Genomic DNA, 19,079 nt, shown 5'->3' on the forward strand with positions numbered 1-19,079 from the left:
CGCCGCATGCGCGGATCATGCGTGCGACTGCACGGCGTCGTGCCGCGCATAGTCGACGTAGCCGGCGCGGTCGCCGCCGTACCAGCCGATGGTCTTCGGCTCCGCGAGCGGTGCGCGGGCCGCGATGCGCTCCACGAGATCCGGGTTCGCGATGTACGCACGCGCAAACGCGACGAGATCGGCGTCGCCCGCGTCGATCAGCGCGTTCGCCGCGTCCGGTGAAATGCCGCCGTTGACGATCAGCGTGCCGCGGAACGACCGGCGCGCGTGCTCGACGATGCGCGGCAGATCGGGCTCGCCGCTCCAGCCGTTGGTATCGGCCGCGTGCAGATAGGCGACGCCTGCCGCGTCGAGCATCCGGCCGACGTAGGCGAGCGTCGCGTCGGGGTCGGCGTCGCGCACGTTGTTGTATTTCGCGTACGGCGAGATGCGCACGCCGACGCGGTTCAACGGCATCACGCCGCCGACCGCGTCGACGATTTCCTCGAGAAAGCGCGCGCGGTTCGCGACCGAGCCGCCGTAGCGATCGTCGCGGCGGTTCAGCGTCGACGACAGGAACTGGTGCGGCAGGTAGCCGTTGGCCGCATGGATCTCGACACCGTCGAAGCCCGCGGCCATCGCGCGCGCGGCCGCCTGCCGGAATTCGTCGACGGTCGCGACGACTTCATCGGTCGTCATCGCGCGCGACGGCGTCGCATGAATCTTCGTGTAGTAGCCGTTCTGCAACTGTGCCCAGACCTGCAACTGTTCGAGGTCGTCGTTCACGCCGGACGGCGACAGCGGCGCGGCGCCGCCGAGCAGCGTCAGCGAGCTGACGCGGCCGCCGTGCCACAGCTGCGCGAAGATGCGCCCGCCGTTCGCGTGGACGGCGTCGGTGACGATTTTCCAGCCGGCGGCCTGTGCATCGTCGACGAGGCCGGGCGTCAGCTCGAACGCCGCGGAGGCCGCGCTGACGTTGGTGGCCTCGGTCACGATCAGGCCGGCCGACGCGCGCTGCGCGTAGTACTCGGCCATCAGTTCGGTGGGCAGGCCGCGCGACGGCGCGCGCGAGCGCGTCATCGGCCCCATCACGACGCGGTTCGGCAGCGCGAGGCCGCGCAGATCGTAGGCACTGAGCAGGGAAGACATGATGGACTCCTGTGGTTCGACGTGGAGCGGGGCGGCGGCGCGCCCCGCGAACGGATCGATTCGATGGGTGAGGGCGGCTCAACCCGCGGCGTGACGTTGCGCGTGCGTCCGCCCGACGAGCAGGTAGTGGGCGAGCGCGACGATCGGGAACGCGCCGGCCGCCGCGGCGACGAGCGGCCAGCCGCCACGCTCGTACAGCGGGCTCGCGAGCGCGGAGCCGACGGCGCCGCCGACGAAGATGCTCGTCATGTACAGCGCGTTCAGCCGGTTGCGGCTCGCCGCGTGCAGTGCGTAGATCTCGCGCTGGCCGAGCACCATGTTCATCTGCACCGCGAAGTCGAGCACGATGCCGGTGACGACGAGCCCGTACAGGCCGGTGCCGTGCACGAACCCGACCGCATACGACAGCGCGCCGGCCACGAGCGCGATCAGCGTCGCGCGCACCGTATGGCCGGCATCCGCCAGACGCCCCGCTACCGGCGCCGACGTCGCGCCGATCGCACCGACCAGCGCGAACAGGCCGATCGCCGATTGCGACAGCCCGTAGTGACGCGTCAGTTCGACCGGCACGGCCGTCCAGAACAGGCTGAACGACGCGAACATCAGGCCCTGGTAGAACGCGCGGTGGCGCAGCACCGGCATCGTGCGAACGAGGTGCAGCAGCGAGCCGATCAGCTCGAAATAGGTCGCGCGGTGATCGGGCTGGCGCGACGGAATCGTCAGCGCGAGCACGGCCGTGACGAGCGTCATCAGCACGGCCGCGGCCGCGAACACGAAGCGCCAGCCGAATGCGTCGGCCACCACGCTCGACAGCGGACGGGCCAGCAGGATGCCGAGTAGCAGCCCGCTCATGATCGTGCCGACGATGCGGCCGCGCGAATGATCCGGCGCGAGGTGCGCGGCGAGCGGCACGAGAATCTGCACGGCCACCGAGCTGAACCCGATCAGCAGCGAAACCGCGAGAAAGAGCCCGGGCGTGCGCACGAGCGCCGCCGCCGCGAGGCTCGCGATCGACACGACGGCCGTCACGATCATCAGCTTGCGGTTTTCGAGCAGATCGCCGAGCGGCACGATGAAGAAAAGGCCGAACGCATAGCCGATCTGCGTTAGCGACACGATCAGGCTCGCCGTGTCGCCGGACATGTGCAGGCTCGGCGCGATGAGCTCGGTGATCGGTTGCGCGTAGTACAGGTTCGCGACGATCGCGCCGCAACTGAAGGCGAACAGCAGGATCAGCCCCTGCGTGAGCTTGGCGCCGTGCGCGGGCGGCGCGAGCGGTGTTGAATCCGTTGACATGGTCGACTCCTGGAAAAGGGAAAGGCCGGCTACCGGAGCGCCGCGCCGGCATGGAGGCCGGCCGCGATACGGTGCACCGCATTGCCGTCAATACTATTGATCAATCGATAAAGCCGGAAGCGGAACGCCGCGCAATCGAGCGTTGCGCGGCACGCAAAGGTACCGCGCCGGGCGGGTTCAGCCGCGTTTGCCCTGCAGCGTCGGAATCTGCTCGAACAGCCCCGCGAGCCAGTCGACGAACACCTTCAGCTTGACCGGAATGTGCCGATTGGGCGGATACAGCACCGAGATCGGCCGGGCCGGCGCGTTGAAATCGGTCAGCACCTCGCGCAGCCGGCCCGATTTCAGGTACGGCTCGACGAGGTACAGCGACGTCTTGATCAGCCCGATGCCGGCGACGCCGCACTCGATGTAGTTGTCCGCGTCGTTGACGGCCACCGTGCCGCACATCTGCACGATGCGCGGCTCGCCGTCGACCACGTAGTCCCACGCGCGCGGCCGGCCGGTATCGGCGGAGATGTGACTGACCGCGACGTGCCGTGCGAGATCGTCGACGGTCTCCGGCTCGCCGAACCGCGCGAAATACGCGGGCGAGCCGCACGTGCAGGTGGTCAGGCTGCCGATCCGCCGCGCGATCATCCCCGAATCGTCCAGCGCGCCGATGCGCACCACGCAGTCGACCCCTTCGCCGACGAGGTCGATCTGCCGGTCGGTCACGCCGAGTTCGAGCATGATGTCCGGATGGGCGTCGAGAAACGCCGGCAGCGCGGGCACCACGACCTGCTTCGCCATCGCCGGCGGCAGGTTCACCTTCAGCCGGCCGCGCGGCACGTTGCGCGCCTGCGAGACCGACGCCTCCATGTCGTCGATCTCGCGCAGCACCGCGACGGACCGTTCGTAGTAGGCCTGGCCGTCCTCGGTCAGCGAGATGCGGCGCGTGGTGCGGTTCAGCAGCCGGCAGCCGAGGTGCTGCTCGAGACCGCTCAGCAGCGCCGACACGCGCGGCGTGGTGAGGCCGGTCGTGTCGGACGCGCGCGTGAAGCTGCCGGTTTCGACGATGCGCGTGAACACGCGCATCGAAAGCAAGGTATCCATCGTCGGAAGTTCTCCAGCCTGTCGGCATGCGGCGCCGGTGCGTGCCGGCGCCGTCTGGTCGGATATCGGGTATCGCGTAGCGGGGGCGACCGGGCCGCTATGCGTCGATGCGCTTTCTCAGCGCGTCGCCGGCAAACGGCATTTCACGCATGCGCTGGCCGGTCGCGTCGAAGATCGCGTTGGCCAGCGCGCCGGCGGTCGGCCCCATCGACGCCTCGGCCGCGCCGAGAAACGGCGCGCCGGGACGATTGATCAGATGAACCTTCACGCTTTGCGGCGCCGCCGAGAAACGCAGGATCGGATAGCTGCTCCAGTCGAAGCTGCGAATCCGTTCGGTGTCGTACTTCAGCGCCTCGTACAGCGTCCAGCTCGCGGCCTGCACGATGCCGCCCTCGATCTGGTTGCGGATCCCGTCCGGCGACACGACCTGGCCCGCGTCGACCGCCGCTTCCGCGCGCTCGAGCGTCACCTGGCCGGTTTCCGGCACGACCGACACCTCGACCGCGATCGCGACGTAGGCCATCAGGTTCTTGTACTTGCCGAACGCGAAGCCGACGCCACGGTTGCGCGCACGCGGCGGCCGCGGCCAGCCGAAGTGCGTCGCGGCGAGCTTGATCACCTGCCGCGCGCGATGGTCGTCCATGTGGCGCAGCCGGAATTCGACCGGATCGACGCCGGCCGCGTGCGCGAGCTCGTCCATGAAGCTTTCGATCGCCCAGACGTTGGTGTGCGCGCCGAGCGAGCGCATCGCGGAGGTCTGCAGCGGCATCGTCGGCGAGAAGTTGTTGACGATGTGCTGGTTCGGCAGCGCATACAGCGGAATCGCGTTGCGGTCGCCGCCGCCTTCCGGTTGCAGCATCGGCGTCGACGGCGCGGGCACGAACGGCGGCTCCAGCATGCGCGCGGGCAGCAGCCGGCCGGCGTTGACGATCCGCTCGTTGTGCGAGCTGCTCCACAACGCATAGTTCCAGTCGACGATGCGCCCGCTCGCGTCCAGCGATGCGCTGACCTCCGTCACCATCGCGGGCGTGAAGTGGTCCCACGTGTGTTCCTGTTCGCGCATCCATTGCACGCGAATCGGCTTGCCCGGCATCGCGGCGGCGATCAGCGCGGCGTGCGCGGCCGCGTCGTCCGCCGCATTGTGCCCGTAGCAGCCCGACCCCTCGGTGTGAATGCAGCGGATGCTCGCCTTCGGCATCGACAGCATCTCGGCGAGCGCGTCACGCAGCGGGTAGACGCCCTGCGAGTGCGTCCACACCGTCATCATCCCGTTCTCGAGATGCGCGACCGAACACGACGGCCCGATCGACCCGTGCAGCAGGTAGTTCTTCAGGAACGTCGCATTGAGCGTCTTCACGGCCGGCGCGGTGGCCGCGTGCGTGTTCGCGATCTCGATGCGCTGTGTCGCGATCCGCTTCAGGTCCGCGTGCACGGTGCCGCGCTCGGGCAGCGTGCGGCCCGGCGACCAGCGGCAGCCGGCGGCGAGCGCGCGCTGCGCGACCACCGCCTGCCATTCGCCCTGCGCGACGACCGCGAGCATGCTGCCGTTGCGCACGATCCGCACGACGCCCGGCAGCTTCAGGACCGCGGCTTCGTCGAACGACAGCAGCTTCGCTTCATATACCGGCGGCATCACGACGCGCGCGTGCAGCATGCCGGGCAACTGCATGTCCTGCACGTAGCTGACGCCGCCCGTGACCTTGTTCGGGATGTCCACGCGCGGCAGCGACGTGCCGATCACGGCGAACGTCGCCGGGTTCTTCAGCGGCGACGTGGGCGTCGCATTGCGATGCAGGTCGACCGTGCGGATCGCGTCGCCGTAGGTCATCGTGCGTCCGTCGGGCGCCGTGATCACCGCGTCGGCGGTCGTCAGCACGCGCGGCTCGACGCCGAAGCGCTTCGCCGCGCCTTCCACCAGCAGCGCACGCACCTGCGCGGCCGCGTTCAGCAGCGCGGAGCCGCTGTCGGCCATCGTGTGGCTGCCGGCGGTCAGGCCCTCGTCGGGCGACGCGCCGGTGTCGGCCGTCAGGAACGTGATCAGCGACGGCTTCATGTCGAGTTCCTCGGCGGCCACCTGCAGCAGCGCCGTGCGCACGCCGGTGCCGAGCTCGACCTTGCCGGTAAACACGGTGACCTTGCCGTCGGGCGCGATCTTGATCCACGCGTCGAGCAGCGGATTGGTCTTCAGGCTGCCGGCGAGCGCCTGCGTGGCTTTCGCCACGTGCACGGCCGCGCCTTCGTCGGCGATCACCAGCTGCGCGGCCGCGCGCGATGCGGGCGCGAGACTGAACGCGACGAACAGCGCGCCGGAGACGATGAAGTGCCGGCGGCTTTCGTCGATGTCGTCGTGGGAATTCATTACAGCCCCTTGCTGATCGTGACGGGAGCGGAAGCGGGTTCGGGGGCCGGCAGCCCCGCGACCGAGCGCACCGCCGCGAGAATCCGCATGTGCGTGCCGCAGCGGCACAGGTTCGGTTCCATGTGCGTGCGCAGTTCCTGTTCGGTCGGTTTCGGGTTGCGTTCGAGCAGCGCCTGCGCGCGCATGATCATCCCGGCGATGCAGTAGCCGCACTGCGCGGCCTGGTGCTCGATGAACGCGCGTTGCAGCGGGCCCGGACGCTCGGCGGTGCCGAGGCTCTCGATGGTACGCACGCTGCGCGAACCGACCGCGGCCACGGGCATCAGGCACGAGAACGTCGGCTTGCCGTCGACGATCACGGTGCACGCGCCGCACTGCCCGAGGCCGCAGCCGAACTTCGCGCCGTGCAGGTGCAGGTCGTTGCGCAGCGCGTACAGCAGCGGCGTGGACGGGTCGATGTCCAGCGTGTGGCGCACGCCGTTGACGGTGAGGGTGATCATCGTGCGGTGTCCTCTTTTCTGAGCTTCGCGGCCATCGCGTCGACGCCCGACCACGCGGGGCGGTCGGTATAGGTTTCTCGCACGTACGCGGCGAGATCGGCGATCTGCGCGTCGTCGTACTGGTCGATGAACGACGGCATGTAGTTGAGCGTATCCTCGCCGTGCCAGCCGATGCCGTTGAACATCATCTGGATCGCGTTGCGCGGCGTGTCTGCGTTGACCGCCGTGCTGAACGCGAGCGTCGGCCGTTCGCCGATCGACTGCATCGGCGCCGCCGGCCCGTGGCACTGCGCGCACGATGCCTGGAACAGCACCGCGCCGCGCTGCGCGGCCGGCGTCGTCGCGACGCGTTCGACCGGATGCGCGGCCGCGGCCGCACGTGCGTTCGCCGGTTTCTGGATCGACAGGATGTACGCGGCGATCGCCTCGACGTCCTCCACCGGCACCGTCGCGAGGTCGCGCGTGACAGGCAGCATCGGCCCGGCCGCCGCGCCGTGTTCGCTCGCGCGGCCGGTGCGCAGGTAGGTGACGAGCTGCGCCTGCGTCCACGGCCGCGCGGCATCGCCGAGCGCATTGAGCGGCGGCGCTTCCCAGCCGTCGACGATGCCGCCGTCGAACGCGCGGCCGCGCTGCTCGCCGCCGATCGCGTTCAGCGGCGAATGGCACGATGCGCAGTGGCCCAGCCCGTCGACGAGCATCCTGCCGCGGTTCCATTGCGCGGACTGCGCGGGATCGGGTTGATATGCGCCTTCGCGCAGGAACAGCACGTTCCAGAACGCCACCAGCGGCCGGAAGTTCAGCGGGAATATCAGGTCGTTGGCGGGCGCCGTCGCGCGCACCGGCTCGCGGGTCATCAGGTACGCATACGCGGCGGCGATGTCGTCGTCGGACATCCGCGTGAAATGGATGTACGGAAACGCCGGGTAGAGCGGCTGGCCGTTGCGTCCGATGCCGGTGCGCAGCGCGCGGGCGAACGCGTCGCGCGACCAGCGGCCGATCCCCGTTTCGGCATCCGGCGTGATGTTGGTCGCGTAGATCGTGCCGAACGGCGTCGCGAGCGGCAGCCCGCCCGCGAACGGCTTGCCGTCCTTCGCGGTGTGGCACACGACGCAGTCGCCGAGCGCGACGACGCGCGCGCCGGCGCGCACGAGTTGCGGATCGAACGAAGCGGGGGCGGGCGGATCGATCGGCGCGATCGACGGCCGCACCATGATGCCGATCGCGATCGCCAGGCCGGCGACCGCGATGCCGGCCGCGCCGAACCAGAGTCGTTTGTGCTTCATGCGCGCTCCGCGCGAAGCGGTGCGCCGCACGTCGCGCGCGGCGTGCCCGGGCCGTCGTGCGGCGGCCGGCCGGGCCGCGAACGCGTTGCGGCGAGGCGGTAATTGGCAACTGGATTCACGTCGTCACTCCATCAGTCGAAAAGGCGCGCGGGCTGACCAGCGCGGTCGCTCTTGCAGCCAGTCTACGCAGACGCCCGCATCATTTCCTGAAGTCCGGCTGAAACGTTCTGAACGGCGGGCCGGGCCGGTTCGGCGACATCCGGCACGCGCGCGCCAGCTAGATCCGCAGCAGCCGGCCCGCATTGCCGCCGAGCACCATCGCGCGCTGGTCGTCGGGCAGGTCCAGCCGATCGAGAAAACGCACCGGTTGCGCGTAGCCCATGTCGAAGCAATAGTCGCTGCCGAGCACCAGCCGGTCGATGCCGACGTTCTCGATCAGGAAGCTCAGCACCGGCCCCGAGTGGGACACCGTGTCGTAGCTGAAGCGCCGCAGGTAGCTGCTCGGCTTGTGCGCGAGCCGACGCGTTTCCGGCCGGACGGTCCAGCCGGCGTCCAGCCGGCCGACGAGGATCGGCAGCGCGCCGCCCGCATGCGGCAGCGTGACATGCAGCGCCGGATGGCGGTCGAGCACGCCGCCGAGGATCAGGTGCGAGGCGGCGATGGCCGTATCGAACGGATTGCCGAGCAGGTTGCTCAGGTAGAAATCGCCGAGGCGCGCGCCGCCGACGGTTTGCTGCGGATGCAGGAACACCGGCAGCCCGAGCTGTTCGATGCGCGCGAACACCGGCGCGAACCGCGGATCGTCGAGGTCGCGGTTGTCGATGTTCGTGCCCATGTACACGCCGCGCACGCCCGGCAGCGTCGACGCGCGCTCGAGCTCGTCGATCGCGTCGGTCGCGTCGAGCATCGGCAGCGTCGCGAGTACGACGAAGCGCGCCGGATGCTGCTGGTGCACGCGCGACGCGGCCGTATTCCATGCGCGCGCCAGTTTCGCGTTGAACGGCCGGTCGCCCCAGTACGCCATCGGCACGCTCAGCGACAGCGCCTGCACGTCGACGCCCGACGCGTCCATGTCCGCGAGCCGCGCATCGACGTCGATGAATTTCATCGGCAGCGGCCCGAGGCCGCCGGCCGGCGTGCGGAACGTGAACGTCGTGCCGTCGCACGCGAATGCGCCGCCGAAGCGCTTGCCTTCGCCGCCGACGAGGTCGCAGAAGCTTTCCGGGTAGTAATGCGCGTGGATGTCGATCGCGCGCGGACGCCGGACAGCCAGCGTGGCCGAAGCGGCCGACGCGGGCGACACGGCCGACACGGGCGACGCGGCCGACGCGGGCGCCGGTTGCGCTGCCGCGGCGGGGCGTCCGGCAACGGCCGCGCCGGCAAGCGCGGCGAACGCGCCGAGCATGCGGCGGCGCCCGGCGGACAGACAGCAGGAGCAGGTCATCGAATCGTCTCCAGGTCGGGATTGTCGTGTTGCCGCGCGCCGTGGCGCGGCAGGGTGCCGAGTTCGCATGCGACGAGCTGCGCGTCGAAGCGCGCGCGTTCGCGTCGCGCGCGGGCGGACCCGTCGGTGGCCGATACCGCGACGATCGCGATGAACGCGGCGGCCATCGAGAACAGCGCCGGATATTCGTACGGGTAGGGCGCGTGCGCGTGGCCGAGCACCTGGACCCAGACGGTCGGGCTCAGCACGGTGAGCGTGACCGCCGTGACGAGGCCGATCGTGCCGCCGGCCACCGCGCCGCGCGTCGTCAGGCCGCGCCAGTAGATCGAGAGCAGCAGCACCGGAAAATTCGAGCTGGCGGCGATCGAGAACGTGAGGCTGACGATGAACGCGATGTTCTGCTTCTCGAATGCGATGCCCAACACGATCGCGAGCACGCCGAGCACCAGCGTCGTCGCGCGTGCGACGCGCATTTCGTCGCGGTCGGTCGCCCGGCCGCGGCGCAGCACGTTCGCATAGAGGTCGTGCGAGATCGCGGACGAGCCGGCGAGCGTCAGCCCGGCGACCACGGCGAGAATCGTCGAGAACGCGACCGCGCAGATGAAGCCGAGGAAAAAGTTGCCGCCGACCGCATGCGCGAGATGGATCGCCACCATGTTCGCGCCGCCCGCGACCGCGCCGGACGCATCGTGATACCGCGGGTCCGCCGCGACGAGCGCGATCGTGCCGAAGCCGATCACGATGATCAGCGCATAGCCGGCCCCGACGATGCCCGTCGCATGGAGGATGCTCTTGCGCGCCGCGCCGACGTCGCCGACCGTGAAGAAGCGCATCAGGATGTGCGGCAGGCCGGCCGTGCCGAAGATCAGCGCGAGGCCGAGCGATACCGCGGACACCGGATCGGACACGAGGCCGCCCGGCCGCATGATGGCCGCGTGCTTCGGATGGACGCGCAACGCCTGCGCGAACAGCGCGTCGAGGCTGAAGCCGAAGCGGCTCAGCACCATGAACGCCATGAAGGCCGCGCCGGCGAGCAACAGCACGGCCTTGACGATCTGGATCCACGTGGTGGCGAGCATGCCGCCGAAGAATACGTAGACGACCATCAGCACGCCGACGATCACCACCGCGACCGTGTAGTCGAGCCCGAACAGCAGCTCGACGAGCTTGCCGGCGCCGACCATCTGCGACACGAGATACAGCAGGACGATGACGATCGAGCTCGACGCGGCGAACGCACGGATCGGCCGTTGCTGCAGCCGATACGACACGACGTCGGCGAGCGTGTACTTGCCGAGATTGCGCAACGGCTCCGCGATCAGGAACAGGATGATCGGCCAGCTCGCGAGAAAGCCGACCGAATAGATCAGCCCGTCGTAACCGCTCGTGAACACGAGCGCCGAGATGCCGAGCAGCGACGCGGCCGACATGTAGTCGCCGGCGATCGTCCAGCCGTTCTGCAGCGCGGTGATGCGCCCGCCGGCCGCGTAATGATCGGCGACGCTGCGGTTCTGGCGGGCGGCCCAGCGCGTGATGACGAGCGTCGACGCGACGAACAGCACGAACATGCCGATGGCGACCGGATTGTGCACGTGCGCGAACGCGGCGGGGCCGGCCGCGAACGCCGGCGCCGCCGCGACCGCGGCCGCGGTGACGAGGATGGCGACGGTGCGTTTCATTGGCCGCCTCCGTCGCGGATCGACGCGACGAGCGCGTCGTGCACCGCATTCGCACGCCACACGTACAGCGCGACGAGTGCGAACGTCGCGACGAACATGCCGAAACCGACCGGGATGCCCCACGTGGTCGGGCGGCCCGCCACGATCGGCCGGCCGAGCCATGCCGGCGAGAACGCCAGCGACAGGATGAATGCGAAGTAAAGCGCGAGCATGACCGCGGTCAGCGACCACGCGAATCGCCTCCTTCGCGTGACGAGATGGCGGAAGCGGGCATCGCGCGGCAGCGGATGCGTGGCCGCGGCGGGCAGGTCCGGATCGGGTGCGGGGCCGGCGGCAGCCGGAATCGAGCGGTTCACGGTGTCTCCTTGTCGGTATCGGATGGGGCGCGATGCGGCGGGCGCGACACGTCGTGCATGCGCCCGCCGGTGGTCAGAGCGACGGCGGCACGGCCGTTTCGCGCATCACGACTTCCGCGGTGCGGTAACGCTCGGCCATCTCGCGTTCGGTGTCGTTCTTCAGTTGCGCCTGCATGTACGCGCCGAGATGGCGCGCGTGTTCGACGATCGCGGCGCCGAACGCGGTGCGCGTTTCGCTGTACGCGTGCAGTGCGTCGAGCGGATCGGCATGCGCGGCCAGCGCGCCGACGAGCGCCAGCGCGTCGCCCGCGGCCTTCGTGACGCCCATTCCGCAATGCGGCCGCGCGACGAATGCGGCATCGCCGAGCAGCGCGATGCGGCCGAACGCCATGCGCGGCACCTCGAGATCGTAGATCGGCTGGAACAGCGGCTGCGCGGCGCGCGACACGACTTCCGCGAACTGCGGCGCGAGCAATGCATGCGCGGCGTCTTCCATGTCGGCGAGCACGTCGCGGCGGATCAGCGTCGGCGGAATGCCGGCCGCCCACAGCTTGCCCGTCGCGTCGGTGAGCAAGTTCGGCAGGTCGGTGTCCTCGCGGGTCGCGCGATACCACACGAAGTTGTAGCGGCGCTCGCCGGGCTGCGTGCTGTTGTGCTGGCCGGCGACCGGGTAGCCGAGGATCTGCTCGTGCGGCGGCAGGCCGAACGCGAACTTGTCGAACAGCGCCGCATGCGTGCGCCCGGACAGTTCGCGTTCGTCGACGAGGCCGCGCCACGCGACATAGCCCGCGTACTGCAGGCGCGCGTCCGGCAGCAACCGTTCGCGGATTGCCGAACGGAAGCCGTCGGCCGCGACGACGAGGTCGGCATGCACGACCGACCCGTCGGCCAGCGTGAGCGTCGCGCGCTCGGGCCCGTCCGCGACGTCGGCGACGACGGCCCCCGCGTGATGGTGCTGGTCGGGCAGCGCGGCGCGCAACACGTGGTACATCTTGCTCCATGCGGTCAGCGTCTGCGGCTGTTGCCGCTCGGCGGCGAGTGAACCGTCCCGCGCCAGCGTGATGCGCGATTCGACGTTCACGCCGATCGATGCGTCGATGCGCACGCCGGCCGCGCGCAGCACGTCGAACAGCTCCGGATGCGTGACGATGCCGGCGCCCCGGCCGGACAGCGCGTCGGGCACGCGTTCGAACACGTCCACGTCCCAGCCGTGGCGCAGCAGCAGGTTCGCGGCGAACAGCCCGCCCAGCGAGCCGCCGACGATGGCGGCCTTGCGATGCGTCGAAGTGGTGCGCATGTCAGTCTCCACGGGTGGCGGCGGCCGCTGCGGCGCCGCGTATGTCGAGGCCGGCGACTTCGGCGGCCGGGTAGTTCAGTTCGATCGTCACGCCCGACGGATCCTCGATGAACACCTGATGCAGCCCGAGGCTCGGCACGGTGCGGTCGCGCCACGCGATGCGCTCGTCACGCAGCGTGCGCCACATCGCCTCGACGCCGGTCGCGACGAACGCGATGTGGTCGACGGTGCCGGTGCCCGCGGCCGGCACGGGCTTGTCGCCGAGATACGCGGCCAGCCCGTGGGGGTTGGCCGGATCGATGCCGATCAGGTGGACCGTGCCGTAATCGGCTTCGTCGTCGCCGAGATAGAGCCACGCGCCCGGAAAGTCGAACGGCGGGCGGTAGCCGCGTCTGAAGCCGAGCACGCGTTCGTAGAAGCGGCACGAGGCTTCGAGATCAGGCGTGCGGATCGAGTAATGCGCGAGTCGCGAGACAGGCATGGCGAACCTCTTGTTTATCGAAGGATAAGTTATCGTTCGATAAATTCTAGGCCGAAAACGACGCGGCGCAAAGCCGTGATCCAGCCGTGTTAATCCTTGGCCCGGAACCGGGGGCGAATCGGCGACGAACGGGCGCCGAGTGCGCCGCGCGTCACGTTACGACGGCACCTCGCCGGCGACGACTTCGTCCTCGTAGCACCAGATCCAGCGCTCGCCGGGCTCGATCGAGCGGACGAGCCGGTGTCCGGTGTCGCGGAAATGCCGGCTCGCGTGGCGATTCGGCGACGAGTCGCAGCAGCCGACGTGTCCGCAGATCAGGCACATCCGCAAATGCACCCAGCCGCTGCCCGATTTGATGCATTCCTCGCAGTAGTCCTTGTCGGTGTCGAGCACGCGTGCTTCGTCGAGATGCGTACAGGCGATGGCCATCTTGCGCTCCGGTGCCGGCGCGGGGAACGACGCTTGCGACGCGGCCGGCGCGATGCCGCAAGCGGGGACGGGGATGCCGCATTGTGCGGCGCCGCGCGGCGGCCGCGCCTTAATTGTTATGAAATCGCGCGTGCGGCGCGTCGGCGCGGCGTACAGTCGCGGTGCGTCCGGCTCACCCTTTCACCCTGGCGACGGCCGGACCGTATCCAGCATCGATTTCTTCGGGAGCCGCACATGATTCAGTCGCAACTGGTCCGGATCGTCGGCCTGCCGCACAGCAAGGACGCGTACGCGATCCGCGATTTCCTGCAGCGGCGCATGGTCGCGTACGACTGGTGCGAGCTGACGTCCGACGCCGACTGCGCGCGCGAGCTCGGCATCGCGCCGCTGCGCGACATCCGGCTGCCGGTCGTGATCTTTCCGGACGGCTCGCGCCTGTACCAGCCGACGCTGGCCGACATCGCCGCGCGGCTCGGCTGGGTCGCGCGGCCGCGCTTCGTCGAATACGACGTATCGATCTACGGCGCCGGGCCGGCCGGGTTGTCGGCGGCGGTCTACGCGGCGTCCGAAGGGCTGCGCGCGGTCGTGATCGAGCGCGGCGCGGTGGGCGGGCAGGCCGGCACGAGTTCGCTGATCGAGAACTACATGGGCTTCCCCGACGGCATTCCGGGCGCGGAACTCGCGGAACGCGCGCGCGAGCAGGCGGTCAAGTTCGGCGTCGAGCTGCTGACGATGCGCGAGGGCGTGCATGCGACCTTCGTCGACGGCAAGATCCGCGTCGAGCTCGCCGACGGGTCGACCCTGGTCGCGCGCGCGAACATCTGCGCGACCGGCATCGAATATCGCAGCCTCGGCCTGCCGGAAGAGCCGGCGTTCCTGAATGCCGGGCTGTTCTACGGCGCCGGTTCCAGCGAAGCGCCGATGTGCGCGGGCGAACAGGTGTTCATCGTCGGCGGCGGCAACTCGGCCGGCCAGGCCGCGATGAATTTCTCGCGGCATGCGCGTCAGGTGACGATGCTCGTGCGCGGTGCGTCGCTCGCCGACACGCTGTCGCGCTACCTGATCGACCGGATCGAGCGGACGCCGAACATCGAGGTCCGCTACCAGTCGAGCGTCGTTGCCCTGCACGGCGACGGCTGGCTCGACGCGATCGAGCTTCGCTCGGCGGACGGCACGCGCGAACGGCTGCCGGCCACGCGCCTGTTCGTGTGCATCGGCGGCGCGCCGAACACCGACTGGGCGAAGGATACCGACATCATCCGCAATCCGGACGGTTATCTCGTGACCGGCGGCGACCTGTACGACTGTCCGGCGTTCGAGCGCGTGTGGCCGCTCGAGCGCCGGCCGTACCATCTGGAAACCAGCGTGCCGGGATCGTTCGCGGCCGGCGACGTGCGATCGGGGTCGGTCAAGCGCGTCGCGTCGGCGGTCGGCGAAGGCGCGATGGCCGTGACCTTCGTGCACCGGTTTCTCGGCGAGGACGCGCATCGGCTCGCGAGGGCCTGACGCGCGTGCGAAGGCGTCGCGACCGCCCGGATCGCGGCTTCATCCGGCTTCATCCGGCGTCGGCCTGCGTCGAACCGCGCGACCCGTCACGGCCCGTCCGCGCCGGCGGCGTCCACCCGCCGCCCAACGCACGCACGAGGCTCACCGTCGCGATCGCGAGCGCCTGCCGGCTGTGAATCAGCTGGCGCCGCGCGTTCAGTGCGTCGCGATCGGCATCGATGACTTCGAGGTAGCTGACGTAACCGTGCGCGTAACGGCTCAGCGACAGGCGCGCCGCCGCGTCGGTCGCGCGCGCGGCGCTGGCGTAGCGTGCGATCCGTTCCTTTTGCGCGGCGATGTCGTTGAGCGCGTCCTGCACGTCGCGCAGCGCGCCGAGCGCCGTCGCGCGATAGTTCGCGTCGGCGATGTCCGTGCCGGCCCGCGCGGCGGCAACCGCCGCGTCGCGCTTGCCGCCGTCGAACAGCGTCAGTGCGACGTTCGCGCCGAGGCTCCACAGCGAGCTGTTGCGGTCGAGAAACGAGCGCAGGTCGCGGGTGGCGAAACCGCCGTCGGCGGTCAGCGTCAGCGTGGGCAACCACGCGGTGCGCGCGATGCCCAGTTCGAGCGACGCCGCATCGGCGCGCCGCGCGGCCGCGAACACGTCGGGGCGTCGCGCCAGCAGCGCGGACGGCAGCCCGGCCGGCACGTCCGGCACGCGCACGGGTACGGCGCGCGTGTCGACGTCGAACGCAGTCGGCGACACGCCGGTCAGCACCGCGATGGCGTCGACGAGGTTGTCGCGCAGCCGGCGGCTTTCCGCGAGATCGGCATGCGCGGTATCGAGGTCGGCCGACGCGCGCAGCCCGTCGAGGTCGCTCGCCGCGCCGGCCCGCACGCGTGCGGCGATCACGTCCAGCGCGGTGCGGCGCAGCCCGATCGCTCTGTCGAGCGTCGCGAGATCGTCGTCGACGTAGCGTAGCGTCAGGTAGTCGACGGCGACTTCGGTCGCGATCCTCAAGCGGATCGCATCGCGATCGGCCGCGGCCTGCAGCACGTTCTGTTCGCCGACGTCGGCGTCGCCGCGCAAGCGCCCCCATAGATCGACTTCGTAGCTCGCGGCGACGGGAACCGACCAGTTGTGCATCGTCCGCTTCGGCAGCGCGTTGTCGACCGTGCCCGATACGCGCGTGCGGCTGAACGACGGATCGACGCGCACGGTCGGCGCGAGCGCGGCATCGCGGATGCCGAGCAGCGCCCGCGCCTGGTCGACGCGCGCGGCCGCCGCGCGGATATCGAGGTTGTGCGCGAGCGCGGCGTCGACGAGGCGGCCGAGCTGCGGATCGCCGAACCACGCGGGCCATGCCGCGAGCGACGGCGCACCCGCATCGGTCGACGGATCGGCATGGCGGAACCCGTCGTGTCCGACCGGGACGGGCGCGAGCGGTTGCGGCGAGATCGAGCACGCGGCCAGCACGCTCGCGGCGACGAGGATGCATGCGCGCTTCATCGCGATTCACCGCCGGGTTGCAGCGTGACGACGACCGACAGCCCGGGCCGGATGCGCGGCTCCGTCGCCGCCGGGCCGTCGAGCAGGATCTTCACGGGCACCCGTTGCGTGACCTTCGTGAAATTGCCGGTCGCGTTGTCGGGCGGCAGCAGCGCGAACTGCGCGCCCGTCGCGGGCGACAGGCTGTCGATGCGGCCGGTGAACGCGCGCTGCGGCAGCGCATCGAAGCGCAGTTGCACGGCGTCGCCGGCGCGCACGTGCCGCAGTTGCGTCTCGCGGAAATTGGCGACGATCCACGGATGCGGCTCGACCAGCGTGAGCAGCGCCTGACCGGGCGCGACATGCTCGCCGGTCTCGACGGTCTTCTTGCCGACGTAGCCGTCCGACGGCGCGACGACCGTCGTGTACCCGAGCTGCAACTGCGCGTCGCGCAGCTCGGCATCGTTCTGGCTCGACGCGGCATCGGCGGCCTGAGCGGCGGCGGCGGCGCTGCGCCGTTGCGCATCGGCCGCCGCGACGCGCGCGCGGGCCGACTTGCGTGCGGCATCGGCCGCATCGAACTCCTGCTTCGACAAGCCGCGCGGCGTCTCGCGGGTCAGCTCGCGGGCACGCGCGTAATCGAGTTCGGCTTTTTCGGCATCGGCGTGCGCCGACACGAGCGCCGCGTCCGCCTGTTCGATCAGCGCGCGTGCGCGGCTCGCATCGGCATGCGCCTGGGCGACGCGTGCGCGCTGCACCGCGACGCGCACGTCGAAATCGCGGCGGTCGATCTGCACGAGCGCGTCGCCCGCATGCACGAACTGGTTGTCGTCGACGAGCACGCGCTCGACCGCGCCGGCCACGCGCGGCGAGATCACGTGCAGGTGGCCGGTCACGTACGCGTCGTCGGTGCCGCGATCGCGTGCGTCGAACTCGTACACGAGCAACGCGACGAGCAACAGCGCGAGCACGGCGATCGCGACGACGGCCGGCCGGCGCGAGCGCGCGGGCGCGGGCGTGGAAGGCACGGAGGCCGCGGAAGATCGGGTATCGGGCGAGGGCGGGGTCATGATCGGCACACTCCATCGTACGGACGGGATTCGGCGCATCGCGTTATGCTTGCGCCAGCTTGACAAACGGGAGCCGCTCGACGATGAACACGACGTTCGCCACCGGCAGTGCCGCGCCAGGGCCGGCCGCGGGCGCGGCCTCCGACGTTCCGACGTTCCGGTCGATCGCCGCGATCGCGGCCGTGCTGCTCGGTGCGGTCATCGCGACGCTGACGTCGCGCATCACGTCGCTCGGCTTGGCCGACGTGCGCGGCGCGCTCGGCATCGGTGTCGACGAAGGCGCGTGGATCAACACCGCATTTACCGCGTCGCAGATGTTCGTCGGGCCGCTGGCGATCGCCGCGGCCTACCTGTTCGGCACACGCCGCGTGCTGCTCGCGGGCGCCGTGGTGTTTCTCTGCGCCGAAAGCGTGCTGCCGCTCTGCACGCGATTCGGTGCGTTCATCGTGTTTCAGGCGCTCGCCGGGTGCGCATCGGGCGTGTTCGTGCCGCTGACGATCGGCTTCGTCGTGCGCACGCTGCCGCCGCGGCTCATTCCGTTCGGCATCGCCGCGTATGCGATGAATCTCGAGATGTCGCTGAACCTGTCGGCCACGCTCGAAGGCTGGTACAGCGAGCACCTGAGCTGGCGCTGGCTGTTCTGGCAGAACGCGGTGCTGACCCTGCCGTTCATCGCCTGCCTGATGCTGTCGCTCGCCGACGAGCCGGTCAAGCGCTTCGCGTCCGGCATCGACGCGCGCGGCATGCTGCTCGGCGCGGGCGGGTTCGCCTGCCTGTGCATCGCGCTCGACCAGGGCGAGCGGCTGTTCTGGCTGCAGTCGCCGCTGATCGTCGTGCTGCTGGCCGTCGGCATCCTGATGGTCGCCGCGTTCCTGATCCACGAGCTCGCGTCGCCGCGCGCCGGCATCGATCTCGGCTACCTCGCGCGGCCGAACGTCGCGCTGCTGATCGTGCTCGTCGGCCTCGTGCGCTTCACCGTGCTCAACACGAGCTTCATCCCGTCGCTGTTCCTCGCGAGTACGTACGGGCTGCGCCCGCTGCAGATCGGCGATACGCTGCGCTGGATCGCGATTCCGCAGTTGCTGTTCGCGCCGTGCGTCGCGCTGTTGCTGCAGCGTGTCGACCCGCGCCGGCTGATCGTCGCCGGCTTCGCGGTGGTGGCGATCGCGTTTGCGCTCGGCTCGCGGCTCACGCCGGTGTGGGCCGAACCCGACTTCATTCCGTCGCAATTGCTGCAGGCGCTCGGCCAGACGATGGCGCTCACGTCGGTCATCGTCTTCTTCGGCAGGCACGTGACGGCCGAGCATGCGCTGACGTTCGGCGCGGTCGTGCAGACGACGCGCCTGCTGAGCGGGCAGCTCGGCACGACGTCGATCGCGGTGATTCAGCGGATCAGGGAGGCTACCCATTCGAATCTCGTCGGTCTGCATGTGTCGCTGTCGGATCCGGAAACGCTCGAACGGCTGCGGGCCGGCGCGGCGTCGCTGGTGGCGCACGGCGCCACGTTCGCGACGGGCAACGAGGCGGTCTATGCGCTCGTCGATCGTGCGGTGCGCGTGCAGGCCACGACGCTCGCGCTGGCCGACAACTTTCGCGTGGCGATGGCGTTCGCGCTCGCCGGCGCACTGCTCGGCATCCTGTTGCGCCCGGTGCGGGCGCCGTGAATGCGGCGCCGCATGGGCTGAAATGTC

16 protein-coding genes are annotated in these 19,079 nt (G+C 70.1%); 2 read left to right on the top strand and 14 right to left on the bottom strand.

All coding sequences use genetic code 11. The features are described 5' to 3' along the window. Positions 1-15: 15 nt before the first annotated feature. The 12 genes from LGN10_RS25850 to LGN10_RS25905 form a co-directional block, all read right to left on the bottom strand. On the bottom strand, positions 16-1,128 hold the full coding sequence (locus LGN10_RS25850; RefSeq protein ID WP_059640767.1) for an alkene reductase: 1,113 nt from the start codon (positions 1,126-1,128) through the stop codon (positions 16-18). Between the two features lie 78 nt (positions 1,129-1,206). Further along, a complete protein-coding gene (locus LGN10_RS25855) occupies positions 1,207-2,424 on the bottom strand; it encodes an MFS transporter (protein WP_226225478.1) in 1,218 nt (405 codons plus the stop codon). A gap of 177 nt (positions 2,425-2,601) precedes the next feature. Continuing rightward, positions 2,602-3,519, bottom strand: a complete 918-nt coding sequence (locus LGN10_RS25860) for a LysR family transcriptional regulator (RefSeq protein WP_059640765.1) — start codon at positions 3,517-3,519, stop codon at positions 2,602-2,604. 97 nt (positions 3,520-3,616) lie between these two features. After that, positions 3,617-5,878: a xanthine dehydrogenase family protein molybdopterin-binding subunit gene (locus tag LGN10_RS25865; RefSeq protein ID WP_104013377.1), complete on the bottom strand. Its 2,262-nt coding sequence runs from the start codon at positions 5,876-5,878 to the stop codon at positions 3,617-3,619. Next, the gene (locus LGN10_RS25870) at positions 5,878-6,378 is read right to left on the bottom strand and encodes a (2Fe-2S)-binding protein (RefSeq protein ID WP_060310513.1); all 501 of its coding nucleotides are present in this window, start codon (positions 6,376-6,378) and stop codon (positions 5,878-5,880) included. Before LGN10_RS25870 ends, LGN10_RS25865 begins: the two co-directional genes overlap by 1 nt. Next, positions 6,375-7,661, bottom strand: a complete 1,287-nt coding sequence (locus tag LGN10_RS25875) for a cytochrome c (RefSeq protein ID WP_226225479.1) — start codon at positions 7,659-7,661, stop codon at positions 6,375-6,377. Before LGN10_RS25875 ends, LGN10_RS25870 begins: the two co-directional genes overlap by 4 nt. Before the next feature lie 277 nt (positions 7,662-7,938). Continuing rightward, positions 7,939-9,105, bottom strand: a complete 1,167-nt coding sequence (locus LGN10_RS25880) for an amidohydrolase family protein (protein ID WP_226225480.1) — start codon at positions 9,103-9,105, stop codon at positions 7,939-7,941. Beyond that, positions 9,102-10,784 carry a cation/acetate symporter ActP gene (gene actP / locus LGN10_RS25885; protein ID WP_226225481.1) on the bottom strand — a complete coding sequence of 561 codons (1,683 nt, stop codon included), beginning with the start codon at positions 10,782-10,784 and terminating at the stop codon, positions 9,102-9,104. The genes LGN10_RS25880 and actP overlap by 4 nt, the downstream gene beginning before the upstream one ends. Continuing rightward, entirely contained in the window at positions 10,781-11,140 is a 360-nt protein-coding gene (locus LGN10_RS25890; protein WP_060310509.1) for a DUF485 domain-containing protein, read from the bottom strand. Before LGN10_RS25890 ends, actP begins: the two co-directional genes overlap by 4 nt. A 73-nt stretch (positions 11,141-11,213) precedes the next feature. Continuing rightward, a complete protein-coding gene (locus tag LGN10_RS25895) occupies positions 11,214-12,437 on the bottom strand; it encodes an FAD binding domain-containing protein (protein ID WP_226225482.1) in 1,224 nt (407 codons plus the stop codon). 1 nt (position 12,438) lies between these two features. Next, positions 12,439-12,918, bottom strand: coding sequence for a VOC family protein (locus LGN10_RS25900; RefSeq protein WP_099318384.1), 480 nt, complete (start codon positions 12,916-12,918; stop codon positions 12,439-12,441). A 156-nt stretch (positions 12,919-13,074) separates the two neighbouring features. Then, on the bottom strand, positions 13,075-13,347 hold the full coding sequence (locus LGN10_RS25905; RefSeq protein ID WP_059574850.1) for a UBP-type zinc finger domain-containing protein: 273 nt from the start codon (positions 13,345-13,347) through the stop codon (positions 13,075-13,077). Between the two features lie 234 nt (positions 13,348-13,581). Here LGN10_RS25905 and LGN10_RS25910 point away from each other — a divergent pair, with 234 nt between their 5' ends. Then, positions 13,582-14,853, top strand: coding sequence for an NAD(P)/FAD-dependent oxidoreductase (locus LGN10_RS25910; RefSeq protein ID WP_059574852.1), 1,272 nt, complete (start codon positions 13,582-13,584; stop codon positions 14,851-14,853). Between the two features lie 49 nt (positions 14,854-14,902). Here LGN10_RS25910 and LGN10_RS25915 read toward each other — a convergent pair whose 3' ends face one another. Both LGN10_RS25915 and LGN10_RS25920 read right to left on the bottom strand, forming a co-directional pair. Next, positions 14,903-16,339: an efflux transporter outer membrane subunit gene (locus tag LGN10_RS25915; protein WP_226225484.1), complete on the bottom strand. Its 1,437-nt coding sequence runs from the start codon at positions 16,337-16,339 to the stop codon at positions 14,903-14,905. Further along, positions 16,336-17,388, bottom strand: a complete 1,053-nt coding sequence (locus tag LGN10_RS25920; RefSeq protein WP_226225485.1) for an HlyD family secretion protein — start codon at positions 17,386-17,388, stop codon at positions 16,336-16,338. The genes LGN10_RS25915 and LGN10_RS25920 overlap by 4 nt, the downstream gene beginning before the upstream one ends. Positions 17,389-17,471: 83 nt before the next feature. Between LGN10_RS25920 and LGN10_RS25925 the strand changes: the two genes are divergently transcribed. Further along, on the top strand, positions 17,472-19,052 hold the full coding sequence (locus LGN10_RS25925; protein ID WP_226225486.1) for an MFS transporter: 1,581 nt from the start codon (positions 17,472-17,474) through the stop codon (positions 19,050-19,052). Positions 19,053-19,079 lie beyond the last annotated feature (27 nt).

The sequence above is a fragment of the Burkholderia sp. AU32262 genome (genome assembly GCF_020419985.1).
GTDB classification, from domain to species: domain Bacteria; phylum Pseudomonadota; class Gammaproteobacteria; order Burkholderiales; family Burkholderiaceae; genus Burkholderia; species Burkholderia semiarida.

What these genes read in the sequence shown, in the direction of transcription:
- LGN10_RS25850 (WP_059640767.1), bottom strand. Translation starts at nt 1,128, where the DNA reads ATGTCTTCCCTGCTCAGTGCCTACGATCTGCGCGGCCTCGCGCTGCCG.
- LGN10_RS25855 (WP_226225478.1), bottom strand. Translation starts at nt 2,424, where the DNA reads ATGTCAACGGATTCAACACCGCTCGCGCCGCCCGCGCACGGCGCCAAG.
- LGN10_RS25860 (WP_059640765.1), bottom strand. Translation starts at nt 3,519, where the DNA reads ATGGATACCTTGCTTTCGATGCGCGTGTTCACGCGCATCGTCGAAACC.
- LGN10_RS25865 (WP_104013377.1), bottom strand. Translation starts at nt 5,878, where the DNA reads ATGAATTCCCACGACGACATCGACGAAAGCCGCCGGCACTTCATCGTC.
- LGN10_RS25870 (WP_060310513.1), bottom strand. Translation starts at nt 6,378, where the DNA reads ATGATCACCCTCACCGTCAACGGCGTGCGCCACACGCTGGACATCGAC.
- LGN10_RS25875 (WP_226225479.1), bottom strand. Translation starts at nt 7,661, where the DNA reads ATGAAGCACAAACGACTCTGGTTCGGCGCGGCCGGCATCGCGGTCGCC.
- LGN10_RS25880 (WP_226225480.1), bottom strand. Translation starts at nt 9,105, where the DNA reads ATGACCTGCTCCTGCTGTCTGTCCGCCGGGCGCCGCCGCATGCTCGGC.
- actP (WP_226225481.1), bottom strand. Translation starts at nt 10,784, where the DNA reads ATGAAACGCACCGTCGCCATCCTCGTCACCGCGGCCGCGGTCGCGGCG.
- LGN10_RS25895 (WP_226225482.1), bottom strand. Translation starts at nt 12,437, where the DNA reads ATGCGCACCACTTCGACGCATCGCAAGGCCGCCATCGTCGGCGGCTCG.
- LGN10_RS25900 (WP_099318384.1), bottom strand. Translation starts at nt 12,918, where the DNA reads ATGCCTGTCTCGCGACTCGCGCATTACTCGATCCGCACGCCTGATCTC.
- LGN10_RS25905 (WP_059574850.1), bottom strand. Translation starts at nt 13,347, where the DNA reads ATGGCCATCGCCTGTACGCATCTCGACGAAGCACGCGTGCTCGACACC.
- LGN10_RS25910 (WP_059574852.1), top strand. Translation starts at nt 13,582, where the DNA reads ATGATTCAGTCGCAACTGGTCCGGATCGTCGGCCTGCCGCACAGCAAG.
- LGN10_RS25915 (WP_226225484.1), bottom strand. Translation starts at nt 16,339, where the DNA reads ATGAAGCGCGCATGCATCCTCGTCGCCGCGAGCGTGCTGGCCGCGTGC.
- LGN10_RS25920 (WP_226225485.1), bottom strand. Translation starts at nt 17,388, where the DNA reads ATGACCCCGCCCTCGCCCGATACCCGATCTTCCGCGGCCTCCGTGCCT.
- LGN10_RS25925 (WP_226225486.1), top strand. Translation starts at nt 17,472, where the DNA reads ATGAACACGACGTTCGCCACCGGCAGTGCCGCGCCAGGGCCGGCCGCG.